We start from the raw sequence: 19495 nt of genomic DNA, 5'->3' as shown, positions 1-19495 counted from the left end.
GCTACAGTTCGTTATTCGTTTTCGTCGCCAAACCAACAGATATTACGGGCGGCCATAATCAGCTCACCGGCTTTTTCATCATTCAGCTCTTCAATATCCGTCAGGTCGTCGACGCCCTGCTCAGCAAGATCTTCCAGCGTGCAAATACCGCGTGCTGCCAGCTTGAATGCCAATTCACGCGACAGGCCAGGTAAACTGAGCAAATCGTCTGCGGGTTGGCCGTCACCGCGACTTTCCTCGTGCGCCAAGGCCAGCGTGGTTAACGCGGCTTTAGCTCGTTCGCGCAATACTTCAACGGTTTCTTCATCCAGGCCTTCGATTGCCAACAGCTCTTTGATCGGCACATAGGCCAATTCTTCAAGCGAGGAGAAACCTTCCTCAACCAGCACGGTAGCGAACTCTTCGTCGATATCCAGATGCTTGGTGAAGACATCAATTGCGGCATGGGCCTCAGCCTGATGTTTAGCCTGAAGATCTTCCACAGTCATGACGTTCAGTTCCCAACGGTCATCTGAACGATGCTGTTTTAACAGTTGGGAAGCCAGACGCACGTTCTGGCCGTTACGGCCAATCGCCTGAGCCAGATTGCTGGACTCCACGGCGATATCCATCGTACAGGTGTCTTCATCAACCACGATGGAAACGACATCGGCCGGGGCCATGGCATTGATAACAAACTGCGCGGGATTATCATCCCACAGAATAATATCAATACGCTCGCCGCCAAGCTCGCTGGATACGGCCTGAACGCGCGCGCCGCGCATGCCTACGCAGGCGCCGACCGGATCAATGCGCTTGTCATTGGTCTTCACCGCGATTTTCGCACGGGAGCCTGGGTCACGGGCAGCAGCCTTGATCTCAATGACTTCTTCACCAATTTCCGGTACTTCAATGCGGAACAGTTCGACCAGCATTTCCGGACGGGAACGGCTAACAAACAGCTGAGCGCCGCGGGCTTCAGGGCGAACGGCGTACAGCACGCCGCGAATGCGATCGCCAGGGCGGAAATTTTCGCGCGGCAACATATCTTCACGGCCGATAACCGCTTCAGCATTATTGCCTAAATCCAGTGAGATGTTATCACGGTTAACTTTCTTCACGACACCAGTGACGATCTCGCCTTCCTGTTCACGGAACTGATCAACGACCATGGCGCGCTCAGCTTCGCGCACTTTCTGTACAATAACCTGTTTTGCGGTTTGTGTGGTAATACGGTCGAATGTCACTGACTCAATCTGATCTTCAACGTAATCACCGACATCGAGAGCAGGATCTTCAAACTGCGCCGCATCCAGCGTGATTTCACGCGTTGGCTGGGTAACTTCATTGACCACTAACCAGCGACGGAAGGTATCGAAATCACCGGTTTTACGATCGATACTGACGCGGACATCGATTTCCTGCTCGTATTTTTTCTTGGTTGCTGTCGCCAGTGCGGTTTCCAATGCCTCAAAAATCTTTTCACGCGGGACGGCTTTTTCGTTGGAAACAGCTTCAACAACAGCCAGAATCTCTTTATTCATCCTAGTTGCCTCATCCAAACTTTAAAAGTGGGGTACCAGGTTCGCTTTCTGGATGTTGCTCAGCGCGAACACTTCGTCTTTGCCTTCCACTGTTATGGTGATCATCTCGCCATCAACGGCTTTAATCACCCCCAACCATTTACGGCGATTCTGGACTGCCATACGCAGCACCACGGTCACCTCTTCACCGATGAAACGGACATAATGTTCTGCCGTGAACAAAGGACGTTCAAGTCCCGGAGATGACACTTCCAGGTTGTAGGCGACGGTGATGGGATCTTCTACATCCAACACGGCGCTGACCTGGTGGCTGACATCAGCACAATCATCAACAGTGATGCCATCTTCACTATCAATATAGATACGCAGCGTCGATTGGCGACCCCGGATGAACTCAATGCCGACCAATTCGTAGCCTAATGCTTCGACTGGTGCTGAAATCATCTCTGTTAATTTTTGCTCTAATGTGGACAAGCCCACCCCCAAGACATAAAAAAAGGGCTTAATAGCCCAGTAATTCTGTTACCAAATAACAAAAAACCCCGATATATCGGGGCTTTATGCAACTGGACCCTATTACCGCTAAACAACGCGGCCTAACTTTCGGTTAAGGATTTTTTCAAAATGACTGTGAAAGCGATGGAAACTTACAGAACAGCCTATTTGAAAAAAAGCGCTACCTGGAAAGTTAAGTGGTTGCGGGGGCCGGATTTGAACCGACGACCTTCGGGTTATGAGCCCGACGAGCTACCATGCTGCTCCACCCCGCGTCCGAAAACGTGGCAAATACTACGCTGACAACCGCTAAAAAGCAAGTTATCTATAGGATTGGTACCGAGGACGGGACTTGAACCCGTAAGCCCAATCGGGCACTACCACCTCAAGGTAGCGTGTCTACCAATTCCACCACCTCGGCATCACAATTACTGCTGTGTCACTACTGCTTTATAACAACCGCGCCAGGCGCCGCTGTCTGAACTGCTCTGTTAAAACGATTACCGCGGAATATCGCTCGCAGGCGCTGAAGGCGCGGCAGGCGTTGTGGTCTGCTCCGCTTTTTCAGGCTGGCTCAGGTTTTCCCACTCGCCACCGGCTTTACCATGCCGGGTACTCAAGTTGCCCAGCACCAGACTGATAATGAAGAACAGCGTCGCCAAAACCGCCGTCATGCGAGTCATGAAATTGCCGGAGCCGCTCGAACCGAACAAAGTGGCAGAAGCACCTGCTCCGAACGAGGCTCCCATATCAGCACCTTTACCTTGTTGCAGCATGATCAGCGCTACCAGCCCGATCGCTACCAACAGGAAAATCACCAAAAGAGCTTCGTACATAGTTGTACCTGTAACCGTTTTCCCCATCATTTATGGAGATTTTGAATTCTTGCGATAAAAATCGCGTGTAATCCGCTAAAGCGAATGAAAACGTCATCCCGATTAAGTGGGTCTGAATACTAACCAAAGGCTGTAGCGTACGCAAGGGTAATTTAGCCACCATTGGCCGATTGAAGAAAAAAACAGCGGCTTTCGCTACGAAACCCTCATAGCGCTGGTTATCTGCTTGATTGTTAAGGTTAGCCGGTAACTACTCCAATCAGGAATAAAGAGCGCTGATTAAAAAAGTCAGCATTGCCGAAAGCCTTTCTCCGGCCAATGCCGAACTGGTTTACACCGCTTTTACCGCATCGGCGATGCGATTGGCTAACTCGATAACCATCGCTTCATTTTCACCTTCGACCATCACGCGGATCAGCGGCTCGGTTCCTGATTTCCGCAGCAATACCCGCCCGCGTCCCGTCAGCGCTTTCTCGACATCACGCGTTATCTGTTGAACGGACGCGTCCTCAAGCGGATCGTTCTCGCCCGAATAACGAACATTCACCAGAATTTGCGGGAACAGCTTCATACCGCTGCACAGATCATGCAGGCTCATGTGGTTTCTGACCATCGCAGTAAGCACTTGCAAACCAGCAATGATGCCGTCACCCGTCGTCGTTTTATCCAGAAGGATGACATGACCGGAGTTTTCAGCGCCGATGCGCCAACCTTTGGCCTGCATCATTTCCAATACATAGCGATCGCCGACTTTGGCGCGGGCAAACGGAATGCCCAACTGCTTTAGCGCCAACTCCAGACCCATATTACTCATCAGGGTTCCCACCGCGCCGCCGCGAAGCTGTCCCTGGCGTAAACCTTCTCGCGCGATGATATACAGGATCTGGTCGCCGTCGACTTTATTGCCCTGGTGGTCGACCATGATGAGCCGGTCGCCATCGCCATCAAAGGCTAATCCCACATCCGCTTTTTCCGCCAGAACGCGCGCCTGTAGCTGCCTGACATCCGTAGCGCCGCATTCTTCATTGATGTTCATGCCGTCTGGCTTGCAGCCGATGGAAATGACGTCCGCGCCCAGCTCGCGCAAGACGCTGGGCGCAATGTGATAGGTTGCGCCATTCGCACAATCAACCACAATTCTCAGCCCATTCAGATTCAGTTCACTCGGGAACGTCCCCTTGCAGAATTCGATATAACGCCCGGCGGCATCAACAATGCGGTTGGCTTTCCCCAACTCCGCCGATTCGACACAGGTCAACGGTTTCTCTAATTCAGCTTCAATCGCCTCTTCCACTTCATCAGGCAGTTTAGTGCCGTCAATTGAGAAGAATTTAATGCCGTTATCGTAATAAGGGTTGTGGGAGGCCGAAATGACAATGCCGGCTTCCGCTCTGAAGGTCCGGGTCAGGTAAGCCACCGCCGGCGTCGGCATCGGGCCGGTAAACGAAGCGGACAAGCCAGCCGCAGCCAGCCCGGCTTCCAACGCAGACTCCAACATATAACCGGAAATTCGGGTGTCCTTGCCGATGATAATCTTCCGGGAGCCGTGTCGCGCCAGCACCTTTCCCGCCGCCCAGCCCAGCTTCAACACAAAGTCGGGAGTAATCGGACTATCACCCACTTTGCCCCGGACGCCATCGGTCCCAAAATATTTACGGTTACTCATAATAATTTTTATTCCTTTGCTGAAAGAGTCGCTTCAACAATGCGCATCGCATCTACCGTTTCTTTTACGTCATGAACACGAATAATGTGCGCACCCTGCATCGCCGCAATCACCGCACACGTCACGCTGCCCTGCACCCGTTTCATCGGAGGAACCTTGAGTAGCTGTCCAATCATGGATTTCCTCGACATACCGACCAGAAGCGGCAATCCGAAACGGTGTAATTCGCTCAGGCGAGCCAGAAGCTGATAATTGTGAGTCAGATTTTTACCAAATCCGAATCCGGGATCCAGTAACAGATTACGTTTCTGAATATTGCCGTTCACACAGCGTTCGATTTGCTGCTGCAAAAAATCGCCGATCTCGGCCATCAGGTCTTCATAGTGAGGATTATGCTGCATGGTTTTTGGTAATCCCTGCATGTGCATCAGACATACCGGCAAGCCGGTTGCCGCCGCGGCAGCTAAAGCTCCGGGTTCTTGTAGTGAACGAATGTCGTTAATTAAGTGAGCGCCCGCTTGCGCCGCGGCCGTAATCACTTCCGGTTTCGACGTATCGACGGAAATCCAGCTATCGAAACGCTGAGCCAAGGCCTCAACGACGGGGATCACACGCTCCAGCTCTTCTTGCGTGCTAACCTCGTCGGCCCCGGGGCGGGTTGACTCCCCGCCGACATCAATCAACGTAGCGCCGGCCGCAATCATATCCTGAGCATGAAACAGCGCCGCATCCAGCGTATTGTGCTTGCCGCCATCAGAAAATGAATCGGGGGTGACATTGAGAATGCCCATAACATTGGGGCGAGAAAGATCCAGGGTTGATCCTCTGGCGATCAATTGCATGATTTTCCCTCAAATCGTTGACTATTTTAAAACTTACCCAGCAGACGAGTCAGTAAAAAAACCCCGGACAAGTCCGGGGTTTGGAGTGACAACCGTGTGTATACGATAAGCACACTGGTTAAATTATTTCTCGCCTAACTGTTCGGATATTGTGTTACCCGGATTAGGTGTACGGGGTTCATCAACCGGCGTCGGCGCCTTAGGCGAACCGCCATTACCTGAATTGCTATCTGACTTTTGTTCTTCCCAGCCAGCTGGCGGACGAACATCTTTGCGTGACATCAAATCATCAATCTGCGGCGCATCAATGGTTTCATACTTCATCAACGCATCCTTCATGGAGTGCAGGATGTCCATATTCGCCATCAACAATTCGCGCGCACGCTGGTAGTTGCGTTCAATCAGCGATTTCACTTCCTGATCGATGATTCTGGCGGTTTCGTCAGACATATGTTTGGCTTTGGCAACCGAGCGGCCCAGGAATACTTCGCCGTCTTCCTCTGCGTACAGCAACGGACCGAGTTTTTCGGAGAAGCCCCACTGCGTGACCATGTTGCGGGCGATGGAAGTCGCAACCTTAATATCGTTTGAGGCGCCGGTGGAGACTTTTTCCACGCCGTAGATGATTTCCTCTGCCAAACGGCCGCCGTACAGCGTGGAAATCTGACTTTCCAATTTCTGACGACTGGCGCTGATGGCATCGCCTTCCGGCAGGAAGAACGTCACGCCCAGCGCGCGACCACGCGGGATAATCGTCACTTTATGCACCGGATCGTGTTCCGGCACCAGTCGACCGATAATCGCATGACCCGCTTCATGGTAGGCCGTCGACTCTTTCTGCTGTTCCGTCATCACCATGGAGCGACGTTCCGCGCCCATCATGATTTTGTCTTTGGCTTTCTCAAACTCAACCATCGACACAACACGCTTGTTGCCGCGGGCGGCGAAAAGAGCGGCTTCGTTAACCAGGTTAGCCAAATCGGCGCCGGAGAAACCGGGCGTGCCGCGCGCAATCACCGACGCATCGATATCCGGAGATAGCGGCACGCGACGCATATGCACTTTCAGAATCTGTTCACGACCACGAACGTCCGGCAAGCCGACCACCACCTGACGGTCAAAACGACCTGGACGCAATAACGCCGGATCAAGTACATCAGGACGGTTGGTTGCGGCAATCACGATGATGCCTTCGTTACCTTCGAAACCATCCATTTCGACCAGCATCTGGTTCAATGTCTGTTCACGTTCATCATGACCGCCGCCCAGACCGGCGCCGCGCTGGCGACCTACCGCATCAATTTCATCAATGAAGATGATACAAGGCGCGGCTTTCTTTGCCTGCTCGAACATGTCGCGTACGCGGGATGCGCCCACGCCGACAAACATTTCTACGAAGTCCGAACCGGAAATCGTAAAGAAAGGCACTTTCGCTTCGCCGGCAATGGCTTTTGCCAGCAGGGTTTTACCGGTACCCGGCGGGCCAACCATCAGAATACCTTTCGGTATCTTACCGCCCAGTTTCTGGAAACGACTGGGTTCACGCAGATATTCAACCAGTTCGCTCACTTCTTCTTTTGCTTCATCGCAACCTGCGACATCGGCAAACGTCGTTTTGATCTGGTCTTCCGTCAGCATTCGAGCCTTGCTCTTGCCAAAGGACATGGCGCCTTTACCGCCACCACCTTGCATTTGACGCATGAAGAAGATCCAGACACCAATCAGCAACAGCATTGGGAACCAGGAAATAAAGATTGAAGCCAGCAAACTCGGCTCTTCCGGCGGCTCACCAACGACTTTCACATTCTTCGTTAGCAGGTTATCCAGTAGCTTGGGATCGTTGACAGGAATATAAGTCGTGTATCTGTTGCTATCTTTTTTGATAACACTGATCTCACGCCCGTTAATACGTGCTTCACGGACCTGATCCTGATTCACTTCAGTCAAGAAGGTTGAATAATCCACCCTACGGCCATTCGACTCGCTGGGCCCAAAGCTCTGGAATACAGACATCAGCACGACTGCGATGACTAACCAGAGAATCAGGTTTTTCGCCATGTCACTCAAGGGATTAACCTCATATTACAACTGTGTTAAAAAACAGCGTTAGGGTACTACAGTTTGCGCCCTGTCGCTACGATATACACTTCACGAGATCTGGCACGCGAAGCGTCTGGTTTACGAATTTTAACCTTCGTAAACAGGGAGCGAATTTCCCGCAGGTATTCATCAAAACCTTCTCCCTGAAACACTTTTACCAGGAAACTTCCGCCTGGCGCTAAAACATCCCGACACATACCAAGTGCTAATTCAACCAGATACATCGCTTTCGGAATATCAACTGCTGGAGTACCGCTCATGTTCGGGGCCATGTCAGACATCACCACCTGAACTTTTTTGTCCCCTACTCTTTCAAGGAGAGCATTAAGGACTAATTCATCACGAAAATCCCCTTGTAGGAAATCGACGCCAACAATAGGATCCATCGGTAGAATATCACATGCAATGATGCGCCCCTTGCCGCCGATCTGCGTCACCACATACTGTGACCAGCCGCCAGGCGCCGCGCCTAAATCAACAACAGTCATACCGGGTTTAAACAACTTGTCGCTCTGTTGTATTTCATCAAGTTTAAACCAAGCTCGGGAACGGAGTCCCTTTTTCTGCGCCTGTTGCACATATTTGTCGCTAAAGTGTTCCTGCAACCAGCGACTGGAACTTGCAGAACGCTTTTTCGTGGCCATCTATTTTCCAACTCTCAATAAGGCGCTAATCGTATTGGTAAGTAGAAACGTCTCCCGGACCCGATCTGCACAACCAATTTGGTTATAATCATGAGATGGCGGTAGAATGAGCCGTTTTCAATCCCAACCTAAGCAAAAAAGACAATGAATCTAAGTAATAAACAAAAACAACACCTGAAAGGTCTGGCGCACCCGTTAAAACCGGTTGTCATGCTGGGCAATAACGGCCTCACCGAAGGTGTTCTGGCTGAGATCGAACAAGCATTAGAACATCACGAACTGATCAAAGTTAAAGTCGCTGCTGAAGAGCGCGAAACCAAAGCTTTGATTATTGAAGCCATTATTCGCGAAACCGGGGCCAGCAACGTTCAGGTTATCGGTCATACGCTGGTACTCTATCGTCCGTCGAAAGAACGTAAAATAGTGTTACCACGATAACATTTTTTATTTCAGGATACTCTGTTTTAACGGAAAGGTGCCATGCCTCTCTGTGAGAGAAAAGGCCGCAAGCGGCCTTTTTCTTTTCTTTACAAACTTTGTCGTTTTTATCATCAAGGCAACGAAATTACAGGTATTCAACACTGACGATTTCGTACTCCACGTCGCCGCCCGGCGTCCGAATCACCACAATGTCATCCTGTACTTTGCCGATAAGCCCGCGAGCGATCGGCGAGTTAACGGAAATCAGATTCTGCTTAAAATCAGCCTCGTCATCGCCAACGATGCGATACGTTTGCTCTTCTTCAGTATCCAGATTAACAACCTTGACGGTGGCGCCGAAAATGACGCGCCCTGTGGCCGTCATTTTCGTCACGTCGATAACCTGCGCATTGGATAGTTTGGCTTCGATATCCCGGATACGCCCTTCACAAAAGCCCTGTTGCTCACGCGCGGCGTGGTATTCCGCGTTTTCTTTCAGGTCGCCATGCTCGCGAGCTTCGGCAATCGCGGCAATAATTTCAGGTCGGCGAACACTCTTTAAAAAATCCAGCTCTTCGCGCAATTTTTCGGCACCACGCAACGTCATCGGAAATTGTTTCATAATTGTCTATACCTCTAGAAAATCCGTACGCCTCAAATCATCGTCATCCATCCTGACGCGTTAACAATCAAATACGACGGAATATCTGCTACATGCCAATGTTTTCTGGCAATTAAACAAAAGTAACCAGTCCCGGAACAAATTTTCCAGGCCGGAAGCGGTTTTGCATTTTGATACGTATTTTAACCCAGAGTTCCATAGGGATCATCGTTTACTTTAGACCTTGTTGCGCCGTAGTATGACCGCATGTTACCCCGTTGTTAGCTGAGATTATGCGTTTTTCATCGATCATTCCCGGACTTGCCTGCGTTTTTGTTCTGCATGCGAATGCAGCGCCTGTTGAAGATCATATTCAGTATTTGCCTGACGGCGCCAATCTGGCGCTGATTGTGCAAAAAATCGGCGCGTCCAGCCCTACGCTAGCCTTTCACAGCCAGCAGATGGCGCTGCCCGCCAGCACGCAAAAAGTGCTGACCGCGCTGGCTGCGTTGCTACAGTTAGGATCAGATTATCGTTTTGTCACCACGATGGAAAGTCATGGCCCGGTCGCCAATGGTCAATTACGCGGCAATCTGATCGTGCGTTTCAGCGGCGACCCGACGCTAAAACGCCAGCAAATACGCAATATGGTGCAGGAATTGAAAAAACGCGGCATTCGGGAAATCGAGGGGGATGTCATGATCGATACCTCCGTCTTCGCCAGCCATGATAAAGCCCCCGGTTGGCCCTGGAACGATATGACGCAATGTTTCAGCGCGCCGCCGTCTGCCGCCATCGTCGATCGCAACTGCTTCTCCGTTTCGCTCTACAGCGCGCCTCAGGCCGGCGACAACGCATTTATCCGCGTGGCGTCTTACTACCCCGTGCAAATGTTCAGCGAGGTGCGTACGCTGGCTAAGGGCTCCCCTGATGCGCAATACTGTGAATTGGATGTGATTCCCGGCGAACTGAACCGGTTTACGCTCACAGGCTGTCTGACGCAGCGACAAGACCCGCTTCCGCTGGCTTTCGCCATTCAGGATGGCGCCAGCTACGCCGGGGCCATCGTCAAAGACGAACTGTTACAGGCGGAGATCAGAATAAAAGGCAGCTTGCGCCGTCAGACTCAGCCAGGTCCGGCGGGCAGCATACTGGCGCAAACCCAATCCGCGCCGTTACATGACCTGCTGACCATCATGCTGAAAAAGTCCGACAACATGATTGCCGACACCGTTTTTCGCACCATCGGTCACGAACGATTCAAGGTTCCCGGCACATGGCGCGCGGGCGCCGATGCGGTTCGTCAAATTCTGCGTCAGAAAGCCGGCGTCGATTTAGGCAACAGCATTGTGGTTGACGGCTCAGGTCTGTCGCGTCATAACCTGATATCGCCGGCCACCATGATGCAGGCGTTGCAGTATATCGCTCAGCACGATAATGAATTGAATTACATTGAAATGCTGCCGCTTGCCGGCTATGACGGCACCCTGCGCTATCGCGGCGGATTACATGAAGCGGGCGTAGACGGCAAGGTCTCGGCGAAAACCGGCGCCTTACAGGGCGTGTACAATCTGGCTGGGTTTATCACTACGGCCAGCGGCCAGAGGATGGCCTTTGTCCAGTTCCTTTCCGGTTATGCGGTGCCGCCGGAAGATCAACGCGCACGACGAATTCCGCTGGTGCGGTTTGAAAGTCGTTTATACAAAGATATCTATCAGAATAACTAACTGATACAGCGCGGGATGCCGCGCTGTCTTTAAGATGAGCGATACATCGCCGTTATCGGCGGCGAACAACGCCGGATCGATGCTGGCATCTGTTTCCCGCCGACAACGGCGGGGATGGCCGATGACGACGGTTTGAACGTAAGAAGATCTGCGATGAATGGCGCCATCAGCCGGCTGACGGCGCATTATCAATGCTGATAGATGGTTTCGACGCCCTCTTCATCTTCGTCGTCCCAATCATCATCCCACTCTTCCTCGGCTTCATTTTCCGCCGTCGCCAGTTGCTCACGGTGATAGTCATCCCACATGAACTCGACTTTCTCCGGCGCGCTTTCTTCGATCGCCATCGCTTTGGGTTGTACTTTCAGGAAGTTCATCACATCCCAGCACAGCGCATTCACCCCTTCGCGATTCGCCGCTGAAATCAGGTAGTATTTCTCTTCCCAACCCAATGCCGCCGCAATGTCTTTGGCGCGTTTTTCCGCTTCGGCTTTGTCGAGCAAATCAACCTTGTTGAATACCAGCCAGCGCGGTTTTTCCGATAACGTCGCACTGTATTGCTGTAATTCATTGACGATCACTTTGGCGTTTTCTATCGGATCGGACTCGTCAATTGGCGCTAAATCAATAAGATGCAGCAATACCCGGCAACGTTCCAGATGTTTAAGGAAACGAATCCCCAAACCTGCGCCGTCAGAAGCGCCCTCAATCAATCCCGGAATGTCGGCGACGACAAAGCTTTGTTCGCTGTCCATGCGGACAACCCCGAGGCTTGGCACCAACGTGGTAAAAGGATAGTCCGCTACTTTCGGCTTCGCCGCTGAAACAGCGCGGATAAAGGTAGATTTACCGGCATTAGGCAGCCCCAGCATACCGACATCGGCCAGCAGCAGCAGTTCCAGCATCAATTCGCGTTCTTCGCCCGGCGTACCGTCGGTTTTCTGCCGAGGAGCCCGATTGACTGAAGACTTGAACCGTGAGTTCCCCAGCCCGTGCCAGCCGCCTTTGGCGACCATCAGCTTCTGCTGGTGACGAGTCATATCCCCCAGCACTTCGCCGGTTCCTTTATCCAGAACACGGGTGCCGACAGGCACTTTGATCGTAATGTCTTTACCCCGTTTTCCCGTACAGTCGCGGCTCTGACCATTTTGTCCGCGTTCAGCCCGGAAGGATTTTTCAAAACGGTAGTCAATCAGCGTGTTCAGGTTTTCATCGGCCAGCAAATAAACGTCGCCGCCGTCGCCGCCGTCGCCGCCGTCAGGACCGCCATTGGGAATATATTTTTCACGACGGAAGCTAACGCAGCCATTACCGCCATCGCCCGCCACAACCAGAATTGTGGCTTCATCTACAAACTTCATTGACTCTCTCCGCAAAAACCAATAGAGAACATCTACTTGTTTTAGGCTATTTATTGGTTCTTTTTGGCGTAACTTTTTGATTTTAAGGTATACAGCCTCACAGCCATCAACCATTAAAAACCGACGCACCAGAACCTATTTCCGGCAAAGGGGCGGATTGTACCCGCTTCCCTCAATATTTTCATCTGTACTAAAAATAAACAGTATAAATGGAATATCAAAACAGCACTACCCATCATCACTGCGGGCGACCATCGTTTTGTTTTCATATTCCGCTCAGGCTATCTGCTTACCGGGCGTTCAGAATATAAAAAGCCCCGCAACGAATTGCAGGGCTTAAATCTGTAAGGCCTAACGCGAGAAATTATTCAGCAACGATGCTGATATATTTACGGTTTTTAGGACCTTTAACTTCGAACTGAACTTTACCGTCAGACAAAGCGAACAGAGTATGGTCTTTCCCGCAACCTACGTTGCTGCCAGCATGGAATTTGGTTCCGCGCTGACGAACGATGATGCTGCCCGCCAATACTGCTTCGCCGCCGAAACGTTTTACGCCCAGACGTTTGCTTTCTGAGTCACGACCGTTACGAGTCGAACCGCCAGCTTTCTTGTGTGCCATTTATCCGCTCTCCTAAATCTTAAGCGCTGATGCCGGTGATTTTCACGTCAGTGAACCACTGACGGTGGCCTGCTTGCTTACGGTAGTGTTTACGACGACGAAACTTAACAATCTTAACTTTCTCGCCACGACCGTGAGCAACAACTTCAGCTTTAATTTTACCGCCATCGACGAAAGGAACGCCGATTTTGATCTCTTCACCATTGGCAATCATCAGAACCTGATCAAACTCAATAGCTTCACCAGTTGCGATGTCCAGCTTTTCCAAGCGAACGGTTTGACCTTCGCTTACTCGGTGTTGTTTACCACCACTTTGGAAAACCGCGTACATATAAAACTCCGCTTTCCGCGCACTCAACGTATGATTATCCAGAGTGCGCTATAAATATTCACAATAGGGCGCGAATTCTACGCAAAAAACCCGAGGATGACAAGTGCAGAATCGAAGGATGTGCAGAAAAAGAATACAACGTATTAACTGCCGTTTATCTCTCTCATTTTTCCAGTACAATCAACTCAACAAATTCCATCATATGCCGATATGAGACAGCAATCTTACGGCGATGTTGAAGAAATCAGCTGGCACAAACCATGAATCTAGAACAAATCACATCGTTAACCGCCCGGGATATGACGGCCGTTAATAAGGTAATTATTGAACAACTGGACTCTGATGTCGTTCTCATTAATCAGCTCGGCCATTATATCATCAGCGGCGGCGGCAAGCGCATCAGACCGATGATCGCGGTGCTTGCGGCACGAGCGCTGGCTTATGAAGGACACAAACACGTCACCGTGGCGGCATTGATTGAATTTATTCATACCGCCACCTTGTTGCACGATGACGTCGTCGATGAGTCGGATATGCGGCGCGGCAAAGCCACCGCCAATGCCGCTTTCGGTAATGCGGCCAGCGTACTGGTCGGCGATTTTATCTATACCCGCGCATTCCAGATGATGACCAGTCTGGAATCGCTGCGCGTGCTGGCGCTGATGTCCGAAGCCGTGAATGTGATTGCTGAAGGGGAAGTCTTGCAGTTGATGAACTGTAACGATCCCGACATTACCGAAGAAAGCTACATGCGCGTGATTTACAGCAAAACCGCTCGCCTGTTCGAGGCCGCCGCCCAATCATCGGCGATTTTGGCGGGCGCGACGCCTGAACAGGAAAAAGCATTGCAGGACTACGGTCGTTATCTGGGAACGGCTTTTCAGCTTATCGACGATTTGCTGGATTACAGCGCGGACGGTAAAACGCTGGGTAAAAATACCGGCGATGATCTTAATGAAGGCAAACCCACGCTGCCTTTGCTACACGCGATGCATCACGGTAATGCCAAGCAGAGCGCCATGATTCGTCAGGCAATAGAAGAAGGCAACGGACGTCACCTGCTTGACCCCGTTCTTGTCGCCATGCAGCAATGCGGTTCGCTCGACTACACGCGTAAACGCGCGGAAGAAGAGGCGGATAAAGCGATTGCCGCGCTACAGCCCTTACAGGACACCCCATTCCGCAAAGCGCTTGAAGGTCTCGCGCATATTGCGGTACAGCGTGATTTCTAGCGACGCGCGCTTCACGATGAACCGTTACGGCGTCCGTCATCCGCGGGATTATCCAAACGAGACAACATCGCAACGGTGCCTTCGCGCAGGATGAAGTTTATCAGCCGTGATTGTTCGTTTTCCGAGAGTTGATGGAAAATGTGTATCCAGGAAGCCAGTAAGACTGGCTCTTTTTTCACCAGATATTCAGGAACCCCTTCTCTTATCATGAGCTGTTCTCTTGCTTCATCGGGTAAGCTGTGAATCGAATATTCGACGCCGCGTCCTTGAACGCCCTTTCGTCTGCGTCGTTCCCAGCCGTCATCGCGGGCGCGTTTGTTTAATCCTTGCGGTGATTTAGGCAACCCGTCGAGACCGATCAATTCCTGGGTGGCAAACCATTCTTTACTCATACGTTTCACTCCCTTGCTTACTCTGAGAGGGCAACATCGACTTTCATCAAACTGTTTCCCTATAGTGGACTACCGTTACCTAAACATTTAACATCTACGCGTTATTAATACCACTAAAGGATAGGAAAAAAAATCAATATTCCGCAAATATATCTATAGATATCAAAGTGAAGAGAAAATAGATGGGCGAGATGCGGCGCGAAAAGAAAGGACAGTAATGGGCAAACAAGCGTTGAAGCCATCTTCCCGTACAGGGCTGATGGCGTAATACGTTTTACTCGGCGATCGCCGTCGGATCGACCTGCTCACCAGAGGAGGTTATACCCAGTTGATTCAGCGTAGTCGATACGCCGACCCGCAGAATATGGGCGATAAGTTTATCTCTTTCCATTTCAGATAGTTGCTCATATATCCGCACCCAAACGGCCAGTGTGCCGGGCGGTATTTCCGCATATGACGGGGAGTCATCTTCCAGTGATAACGATTGTTTTACCACGTCGGGAAGGCTATGAATCGAGTATTCCACGCCTCGTCCCTGGACGCCTCGACGACGTCGCCTTTCCCATCCATCTTCACGGGCGCGCTTGTTTAATCCCTGTCTTGATTTGGGAAGCCCGCCAACGCCGACCAGTTCATTGGTAGCAAACCACTCTTTTTTCATAGCCTTTCATCCTGATAGTGCCATTCCTAACAAAAACGAATTTATTAGGAATAATAATTGAGAAATTTTTAGAAAATTGATGCTATATTATTTCCAAATATTCATATCATATTAGCTTGGCATATAACTAACACACGTTATTTATACCACTAATACACAGTCGTCTTATAGCAATAAGGGAAGGATTATGACTCTAAGGAAACATGACTGGCATCCCGCTGATATCATCGCAGCTCTGCGCAAAAAAGGCACAACGCTGGCAGCGGTATCCCGCGCGGCCGGATTAAGCTCGTCAACCCTGGCGAATGCCCTTTCGCGTCCCTGGCCTAAAGGGGAATGGCTGATCGCCGATGCGCTGAATATCCATCCAGCCGAGATCTGGCCTAGCCGGTATTATGATCCGGAAACCAACCAGCTTATTGATAGAAAAAAGCTGATCCGGCCCCAGTAAAAAGAAAAGCCGGAGATCAATCTCCGGCTGTGTGGTAACGGAAACAGGGACGTTGATTAGCCTTTAATGAAAGCCTCGCCTAACTCGATGTCCTGATTCAACGTTTCCAACATATTTTTGAGCGCTTCTTGTTCAAACTCGCTCAACTTACCGATGTCTTTACGTTCGACAATGCCATTTTTACCCAACAGCACCGGTTGCGCAAAGAATCGGGCGTATTGACCATCACTCTCGACATAGGCGCATTCAACCACGCCGTCGTCACCCTGCAACGCGCGCGTTAATGACAGGCCGAACTGCGCGGCCGCCTGGCCCATCGATAAGGTTGCCGATCCGCCGCCGGCCTTCGCTTCCACTACTTCAGTCCCCGCATTCTGGATGCGTTTCGTCAAATCGGCGACTTCCCGATCGCTGAAGCTGACGCCCGGAACCTGTGACAACAATGGCAGGATAGTCACGCCGGAGTGTCCACCGATAACCGGTACGTTGATCTCTTCCGGCTGCTTGCCTTTAAGTTCGGCAACAAAGGTATTGGAGCGGATAATGTCCAGCGTGGTCACGCCGAACAGTTTGTTTTTATCGTAAACGCCGGCTTTCTTAAGCACTTCGGCCGCAATAGCGACTGTCGTATTGACGGGATTGGTGATAATACCGATACAAGCCTTTGGACAGATGCTGGCAATTTGCTCAACCAAATTACGGACGATCCCCGCATTAACATTAAACAAATCAGAACGGTCCATACCCGGTTTACGGGCTACGCCGGCGGATATCAGCACGATATCCGCGCCTACCAGCGCAGGCGTTGCATCAGGGCCACAGTAACCTTTGGTTTTTACTGCGGTGGGAATATGGCTCAAATCGACCGCAACGCCCGGCGTTACCGGCGCGATATCGTAAAGAGATAATTCTGAACCAGAAGGAAGCTGGGTTTTGAGGAGGAGAGCAAGGGCCTGACCAATACCGCCGGCTGCTCCAAGAACTGCTACTTTCATCCTAAACTCCTTATTATCGTAAAGTACAAGAATGCCGCGAATTCGTTTAATCAAAGAATTAACACAAGAGAAAAAAATAAAGCGTATTCGCTTACCGCCAGTGGATATGACTTAAAGACCGGGAATACCCTATGTCTATAATAATAAACCATAAGCGGCTATTAATTAGAAAGGTAAGTAAAGTTAGTAGGCTTCAGGTTAATAACGTCACGCTCGGTTATGGACAGTAAACCAAAGCGCCGCTGTGTATGCATTATCATTATATGAACAACATCATTTTGATAACATTTAATTCACCTTTATGTGACTTGTAACGCATTTTTCAGACTTAGCGGCTTGCCTTACCACTTTCAGCAGCGCTTTTGAATCCGGCCGGAAACCACAGCCGACGATGATATACGCATATTGGTTGCATAAAAATTCACTCATCTGCATAATCATAATAAAGCCAATAAACCATTAAATCGGTGCAGAATGCGTAATTCGACAAAACAAGAAGATTTGGTCAGAGCGTTCAAAGCGCTGCTGAAAGAAGAAAAATTCAGCTCTCAAAGCGAAATTGTTCAAGCTTTGCAAGACGATGGATTTGAAAACATCAATCAGTCCAAAGTCTCGCGCATGCTGACCAAATTTGGCGCCGTGCGGACGCGCAACGCCAAAATGGAAATGGTTTACTGCCTGCCGGCGGAACTCGGCGTCCCCACCACCACCAGTCCGCTCAAAAATCTGGTGCTGGACGTCGATTTTAATGACGCCGTCGTGGTTATCCATACCAGCCCAGGCGCAGCTCAGCTTATCGCCCGCTTGCTTGACTCTCTGGGCAAGTCGGAAGGCATTCTGGGCACCATCGCCGGCGACGACACCATCTTCACCACACCCGCCAGAGGATTCAGCGTCAAACAGCTCTATGAAGCCATTTTGGTGCTGTTTGAACAAGAGCTTTAACGGCAACGGCCAGCCAGTACCGTTCCGACGTCGCATCTCGGCGGTCGCCCCGCATTTCGGCTGATTACTCTCCGATGGCGGGTAACTCAGCCAGTGGCCAACGCGGTCTCACCCTCACGCCGAGATCCTCGGTCACCCCTTGTTGCAGGCGAATGGCGCCCGCATAGGCAATCATCGCGCCATTGTCGGTACAAAACTCAGGCCGGGCATAGAATACGCTCCCTCCACGTTTCGTCATCATCTCGCCCAGACGCTGGCGCAACGTACGATTAGCGCTGACCCCTCCCGCCATAACCAGCCTGTCAAAACCGGTTTCGTCCAGCGCGCGACGACATTTAATCGCCAGCGTATCCACGACGGCATCCTCAAAAGCGCGCGCAATATCCGCCCGGGTTTGTTCGTCATCGCCATTATTGCGGATCGTATTGGCGGCGAACGTTTTCAGACCGGAAAAACTGAAATCCAGTCCCGGGCGATCGGTCATAGGACGCGGAAAGGTAAAGCGCGCGGCGTCGCCGCCCTGAGCCATTTTCGACAGCATCGGCCCGCCTGGGTAATCCAGCCCCAGTAGTTTGGCCGTTTTATCAAACGCCTCCCCCGCGGCATCATCAATGGACTCGCCAAGCAACCGATACTCGCCGATACCGGTTACACTGATCAACTGCGTATGGCCGCCGGAAACCAGCAACGCGACGAAAGGGAATGCGGGAGGATGCTCTTCCAGCATCGGCGCCAGCAGATGCCCCTCCATGTGATGCACCGCAACAGCCGGAACATTCCAGGCAAACGCCAATGCTCGCCCGACGGTGGCGCCGACCAATAGCGCCCCCACCAGACCGGGACCGGAGGTATAGGCGACGCCGTCAATATCGCCGGCGTTTAAATCGGCTTCGCGCAGCGCCGCCTGAATCAACGGCACGGTTTTACGCACGTGATCGCGGGAAGCCAGCTCAGGAACGACACCGCCATAATCGGCATGGAGTTTTATCTGGCTGTATAACTGATTAGCGACCAAACCGGCCTGAGTGTCATAAATGGCAATTCCGGTTTCATCACAGGATGTTTCGATACCCAATACGCGCATTGCTGTTCCTACTTTTATTACGGTACAAGCTCGGGCTGAATGCAGCTTGCTTCATGCGGCGGATAGTCTACCATAAGCATCCCGGTTTCTGCGCTGGCGGAGGTTGAGTGTTTTATGATCGCCCGGCCCTTTACAAGGGCGCCCTGTTTGCAGTAGAATTCCGCACCATTTTGAAAAGGCTGGCACAAGGCCAGCGGCAAACCGAATTTATTGAGGTGAGAGGCACATGCCGGTAATTAAAGTACGTGAAAACGAGCCGTTCGACGTAGCTCTGCGTCGCTTCAAGCGTTCCTGCGAAAAAGCAGGTGTTCTGGCTGAAGTTCGTCGTCGTGAGTTTTATGAAAAACCGACTACCGAACGTAAGCGCGCTAAAGCGTCTGCGGTAAAACGTCACGCGAAGAAATTGGCTCGAGAAAACGCACGCCGCACTCGTCTGTATTAATTTTCAGGAGGTTTTACCTCCACCGCGTGATTAATCCGCAGACTTAAGTAGTTGCATACGAAGGCCGTGCTTCCGAAAGGAATGCGCGGCTTGCTGTCGTTTATAAGCTATCGTTTATAAGTTAA

The 19495-nt window shown here is 51.2% G+C and carries 21 protein-coding genes and 2 tRNA genes; 6 read left to right on the top strand and 17 right to left on the bottom strand.

Going from position 1 to position 19495, the window contains the following annotated elements; all coding sequences use genetic code 11:
* Positions 1 to 11 precede the first annotated feature (11 nt).
* The 9 genes from nusA to rlmE form a co-directional block, all read right to left on the bottom strand.
* Positions 12 to 1523 (bottom strand): transcription termination factor NusA, encoded by a 1512-nt coding sequence (gene nusA / locus ABRZ26_RS10175; RefSeq protein WP_319604146.1) that lies wholly within the window; start codon positions 1521 to 1523, stop codon positions 12 to 14.
* Between the two features lie 21 nt (positions 1524 to 1544).
* A complete protein-coding gene (gene rimP, locus ABRZ26_RS10170) occupies positions 1545 to 1997 on the bottom strand; it encodes a ribosome maturation factor RimP (protein ID WP_319604145.1) in 453 nt (150 codons plus the stop codon).
* A 219-nt stretch (positions 1998 to 2216) separates the two neighbouring features.
* Positions 2217 to 2293 (bottom strand) — tRNA-Met (locus ABRZ26_RS10165).
* Between the two features lie 59 nt (positions 2294 to 2352).
* A tRNA-Leu gene (locus tag ABRZ26_RS10160) sits at positions 2353 to 2439 on the bottom strand.
* Between the two features lie 79 nt (positions 2440 to 2518).
* Positions 2519 to 2854: a preprotein translocase subunit SecG gene (gene secG / locus ABRZ26_RS10155; RefSeq protein ID WP_319604144.1), complete on the bottom strand. Its 336-nt coding sequence runs from the start codon at positions 2852 to 2854 to the stop codon at positions 2519 to 2521.
* A gap of 331 nt (positions 2855 to 3185) precedes the next feature.
* Positions 3186 to 4520 (bottom strand): phosphoglucosamine mutase, encoded by a 1335-nt coding sequence (gene glmM / locus ABRZ26_RS10150; RefSeq protein WP_319604143.1) that lies wholly within the window; start codon positions 4518 to 4520, stop codon positions 3186 to 3188.
* Positions 4521 to 4528: 8 nt separating this feature from the next.
* A complete protein-coding gene (gene folP / locus ABRZ26_RS10145) occupies positions 4529 to 5362 on the bottom strand; it encodes a dihydropteroate synthase (RefSeq protein ID WP_319604142.1) in 834 nt (277 codons plus the stop codon).
* A gap of 123 nt (positions 5363 to 5485) precedes the next feature.
* A complete protein-coding gene (gene ftsH, locus ABRZ26_RS10140; RefSeq protein ID WP_319604141.1) occupies positions 5486 to 7429 on the bottom strand; it encodes an ATP-dependent zinc metalloprotease FtsH in 1944 nt (647 codons plus the stop codon).
* 47 nt (positions 7430 to 7476) lie between these two features.
* Entirely contained in the window at positions 7477 to 8106 is a 630-nt protein-coding gene (gene rlmE, locus ABRZ26_RS10135) for a 23S rRNA (uridine(2552)-2'-O)-methyltransferase RlmE (protein WP_319604140.1), read from the bottom strand.
* Between the two features lie 144 nt (positions 8107 to 8250).
* Here rlmE and yhbY point away from each other — a divergent pair, with 144 nt between their 5' ends.
* On the top strand, positions 8251 to 8544 hold the full coding sequence (gene yhbY / locus ABRZ26_RS10130; RefSeq protein ID WP_319604139.1) for a ribosome assembly RNA-binding protein YhbY: 294 nt from the start codon (positions 8251 to 8253) through the stop codon (positions 8542 to 8544).
* A gap of 127 nt (positions 8545 to 8671) precedes the next feature.
* On the opposite strand, the gene greA is transcribed toward yhbY, so the two are convergent.
* Positions 8672 to 9148, bottom strand: coding sequence for a transcription elongation factor GreA (greA, locus tag ABRZ26_RS10125; protein WP_319604138.1), 477 nt, complete (start codon positions 9146 to 9148; stop codon positions 8672 to 8674).
* Between the two features lie 272 nt (positions 9149 to 9420).
* Here greA and dacB point away from each other — a divergent pair, with 272 nt between their 5' ends.
* Positions 9421 to 10854, top strand: a complete 1434-nt coding sequence (gene dacB, locus ABRZ26_RS10120) for a serine-type D-Ala-D-Ala carboxypeptidase (protein WP_319604137.1) — start codon at positions 9421 to 9423, stop codon at positions 10852 to 10854.
* 188 nt (positions 10855 to 11042) lie between these two features.
* On the opposite strand, the gene cgtA is transcribed toward dacB, so the two are convergent.
* The 3 genes from cgtA to rplU all read right to left on the bottom strand — a co-directional run bounded on the left by cgtA (position 11043) and on the right by rplU (position 13168).
* Positions 11043 to 12215, bottom strand: coding sequence for an Obg family GTPase CgtA (cgtA, locus tag ABRZ26_RS10115; protein WP_319604136.1), 1173 nt, complete (start codon positions 12213 to 12215; stop codon positions 11043 to 11045).
* Between the two features lie 364 nt (positions 12216 to 12579).
* Positions 12580 to 12837, bottom strand: coding sequence for a 50S ribosomal protein L27 (gene rpmA / locus ABRZ26_RS10110; RefSeq protein ID WP_009114475.1), 258 nt, complete (start codon positions 12835 to 12837; stop codon positions 12580 to 12582).
* Between the two features lie 19 nt (positions 12838 to 12856).
* Positions 12857 to 13168, bottom strand: coding sequence for a 50S ribosomal protein L21 (gene rplU, locus ABRZ26_RS10105; RefSeq protein WP_048636291.1), 312 nt, complete (start codon positions 13166 to 13168; stop codon positions 12857 to 12859).
* Positions 13169 to 13428: 260 nt separating this feature from the next.
* Here rplU and ispB point away from each other — a divergent pair, with 260 nt between their 5' ends.
* Complete coding sequence (gene ispB / locus ABRZ26_RS10100) at positions 13429 to 14400, top strand: octaprenyl diphosphate synthase (RefSeq protein ID WP_319604135.1); 972 nt, start codon at positions 13429 to 13431, stop codon at positions 14398 to 14400.
* 11 nt (positions 14401 to 14411) lie between these two features.
* Here ispB and ABRZ26_RS10095 read toward each other — a convergent pair whose 3' ends face one another.
* Positions 14412 to 14792: a DNA-binding protein gene (locus ABRZ26_RS10095; protein WP_319604134.1), complete on the bottom strand. Its 381-nt coding sequence runs from the start codon at positions 14790 to 14792 to the stop codon at positions 14412 to 14414.
* 274 nt (positions 14793 to 15066) lie between these two features.
* On the bottom strand, positions 15067 to 15453 hold the full coding sequence (locus ABRZ26_RS10090; RefSeq protein WP_319604133.1) for a DNA-binding protein: 387 nt from the start codon (positions 15451 to 15453) through the stop codon (positions 15067 to 15069).
* A 187-nt stretch (positions 15454 to 15640) separates the two neighbouring features.
* Between ABRZ26_RS10090 and ABRZ26_RS10085 the strand changes: the two genes are divergently transcribed.
* On the top strand, positions 15641 to 15904 hold the full coding sequence (locus ABRZ26_RS10085) for a helix-turn-helix domain-containing protein (RefSeq protein ID WP_319604132.1): 264 nt from the start codon (positions 15641 to 15643) through the stop codon (positions 15902 to 15904).
* 56 nt (positions 15905 to 15960) lie between these two features.
* On the opposite strand, the gene mdh is transcribed toward ABRZ26_RS10085, so the two are convergent.
* Positions 15961 to 16899 carry a malate dehydrogenase gene (gene mdh, locus ABRZ26_RS10080; protein ID WP_319604131.1) on the bottom strand — a complete coding sequence of 313 codons (939 nt, stop codon included), beginning with the start codon at positions 16897 to 16899 and terminating at the stop codon, positions 15961 to 15963.
* Between the two features lie 474 nt (positions 16900 to 17373).
* Here mdh and argR point away from each other — a divergent pair, with 474 nt between their 5' ends.
* Positions 17374 to 17844, top strand: coding sequence for a transcriptional regulator ArgR (argR, locus tag ABRZ26_RS10075; protein ID WP_319604130.1), 471 nt, complete (start codon positions 17374 to 17376; stop codon positions 17842 to 17844).
* Positions 17845 to 17908: 64 nt separating this feature from the next.
* On the opposite strand, the gene tsaD is transcribed toward argR, so the two are convergent.
* The gene (gene tsaD, locus ABRZ26_RS10070) at positions 17909 to 18928 is read right to left on the bottom strand and encodes a tRNA (adenosine(37)-N6)-threonylcarbamoyltransferase complex transferase subunit TsaD (RefSeq protein WP_319604129.1); all 1020 of its coding nucleotides are present in this window, start codon (positions 18926 to 18928) and stop codon (positions 17909 to 17911) included.
* A 226-nt stretch (positions 18929 to 19154) separates the two neighbouring features.
* On the opposite strand from tsaD, the gene rpsU reads away from it, so the two are divergent.
* Positions 19155 to 19370, top strand: a complete 216-nt coding sequence (gene rpsU / locus ABRZ26_RS10065) for a 30S ribosomal protein S21 (RefSeq protein WP_001144069.1) — start codon at positions 19155 to 19157, stop codon at positions 19368 to 19370.
* The last annotated feature ends 125 nt before the right edge of the window (positions 19371 to 19495 follow it).

It is taken from the genome of Brenneria sp. L4-2C, from assembly GCF_040240335.1.
Taxonomy (GTDB): domain Bacteria; phylum Pseudomonadota; class Gammaproteobacteria; order Enterobacterales; family Enterobacteriaceae; genus Brenneria.
The sequence above is the reverse complement of the archived record's forward strand: the minus strand, read 5'-3'. Positions and strand labels throughout refer to the sequence as shown.

Excerpts from the sequence above, each read along its gene's own strand:
- nusA (WP_319604146.1), bottom strand. The coding sequence starts at position 1,523 with ATGAATAAAGAGATTCTGGCTGTTGTTGAAGCTGTTTCCAACGAAAAA.
- secG (WP_319604144.1), bottom strand. The coding sequence starts at position 2,854 with ATGTACGAAGCTCTTTTGGTGATTTTCCTGTTGGTAGCGATCGGGCTG.
- glmM (WP_319604143.1), bottom strand. The coding sequence starts at position 4,520 with ATGAGTAACCGTAAATATTTTGGGACCGATGGCGTCCGGGGCAAAGTG.
- folP (WP_319604142.1), bottom strand. The coding sequence starts at position 5,362 with ATGCAATTGATCGCCAGAGGATCAACCCTGGATCTTTCTCGCCCCAAT.
- rlmE (WP_319604140.1), bottom strand. The coding sequence starts at position 8,106 with ATGGCCACGAAAAAGCGTTCTGCAAGTTCCAGTCGCTGGTTGCAGGAA.
- yhbY (WP_319604139.1), top strand. The coding sequence starts at position 8,251 with ATGAATCTAAGTAATAAACAAAAACAACACCTGAAAGGTCTGGCGCAC.
- greA (WP_319604138.1), bottom strand. The coding sequence starts at position 9,148 with ATGAAACAATTTCCGATGACGTTGCGTGGTGCCGAAAAATTGCGCGAA.
- dacB (WP_319604137.1), top strand. The coding sequence starts at position 9,421 with ATGCGTTTTTCATCGATCATTCCCGGACTTGCCTGCGTTTTTGTTCTG.
- cgtA (WP_319604136.1), bottom strand. The coding sequence starts at position 12,215 with ATGAAGTTTGTAGATGAAGCCACAATTCTGGTTGTGGCGGGCGATGGC.
- rpmA (WP_009114475.1), bottom strand. The coding sequence starts at position 12,837 with ATGGCACACAAGAAAGCTGGCGGTTCGACTCGTAACGGTCGTGACTCA.
- rplU (WP_048636291.1), bottom strand. The coding sequence starts at position 13,168 with ATGTACGCGGTTTTCCAAAGTGGTGGTAAACAACACCGAGTAAGCGAA.
- ispB (WP_319604135.1), top strand. The coding sequence starts at position 13,429 with ATGAATCTAGAACAAATCACATCGTTAACCGCCCGGGATATGACGGCC.
- ABRZ26_RS10095 (WP_319604134.1), bottom strand. The coding sequence starts at position 14,792 with ATGAGTAAAGAATGGTTTGCCACCCAGGAATTGATCGGTCTCGACGGG.
- ABRZ26_RS10090 (WP_319604133.1), bottom strand. The coding sequence starts at position 15,453 with ATGAAAAAAGAGTGGTTTGCTACCAATGAACTGGTCGGCGTTGGCGGG.
- ABRZ26_RS10085 (WP_319604132.1), top strand. The coding sequence starts at position 15,641 with ATGACTCTAAGGAAACATGACTGGCATCCCGCTGATATCATCGCAGCT.
- mdh (WP_319604131.1), bottom strand. The coding sequence starts at position 16,899 with ATGAAAGTAGCAGTTCTTGGAGCAGCCGGCGGTATTGGTCAGGCCCTT.
- argR (WP_319604130.1), top strand. The coding sequence starts at position 17,374 with ATGCGTAATTCGACAAAACAAGAAGATTTGGTCAGAGCGTTCAAAGCG.
- tsaD (WP_319604129.1), bottom strand. The coding sequence starts at position 18,928 with ATGCGCGTATTGGGTATCGAAACATCCTGTGATGAAACCGGAATTGCC.
- rpsU (WP_001144069.1), top strand. The coding sequence starts at position 19,155 with ATGCCGGTAATTAAAGTACGTGAAAACGAGCCGTTCGACGTAGCTCTG.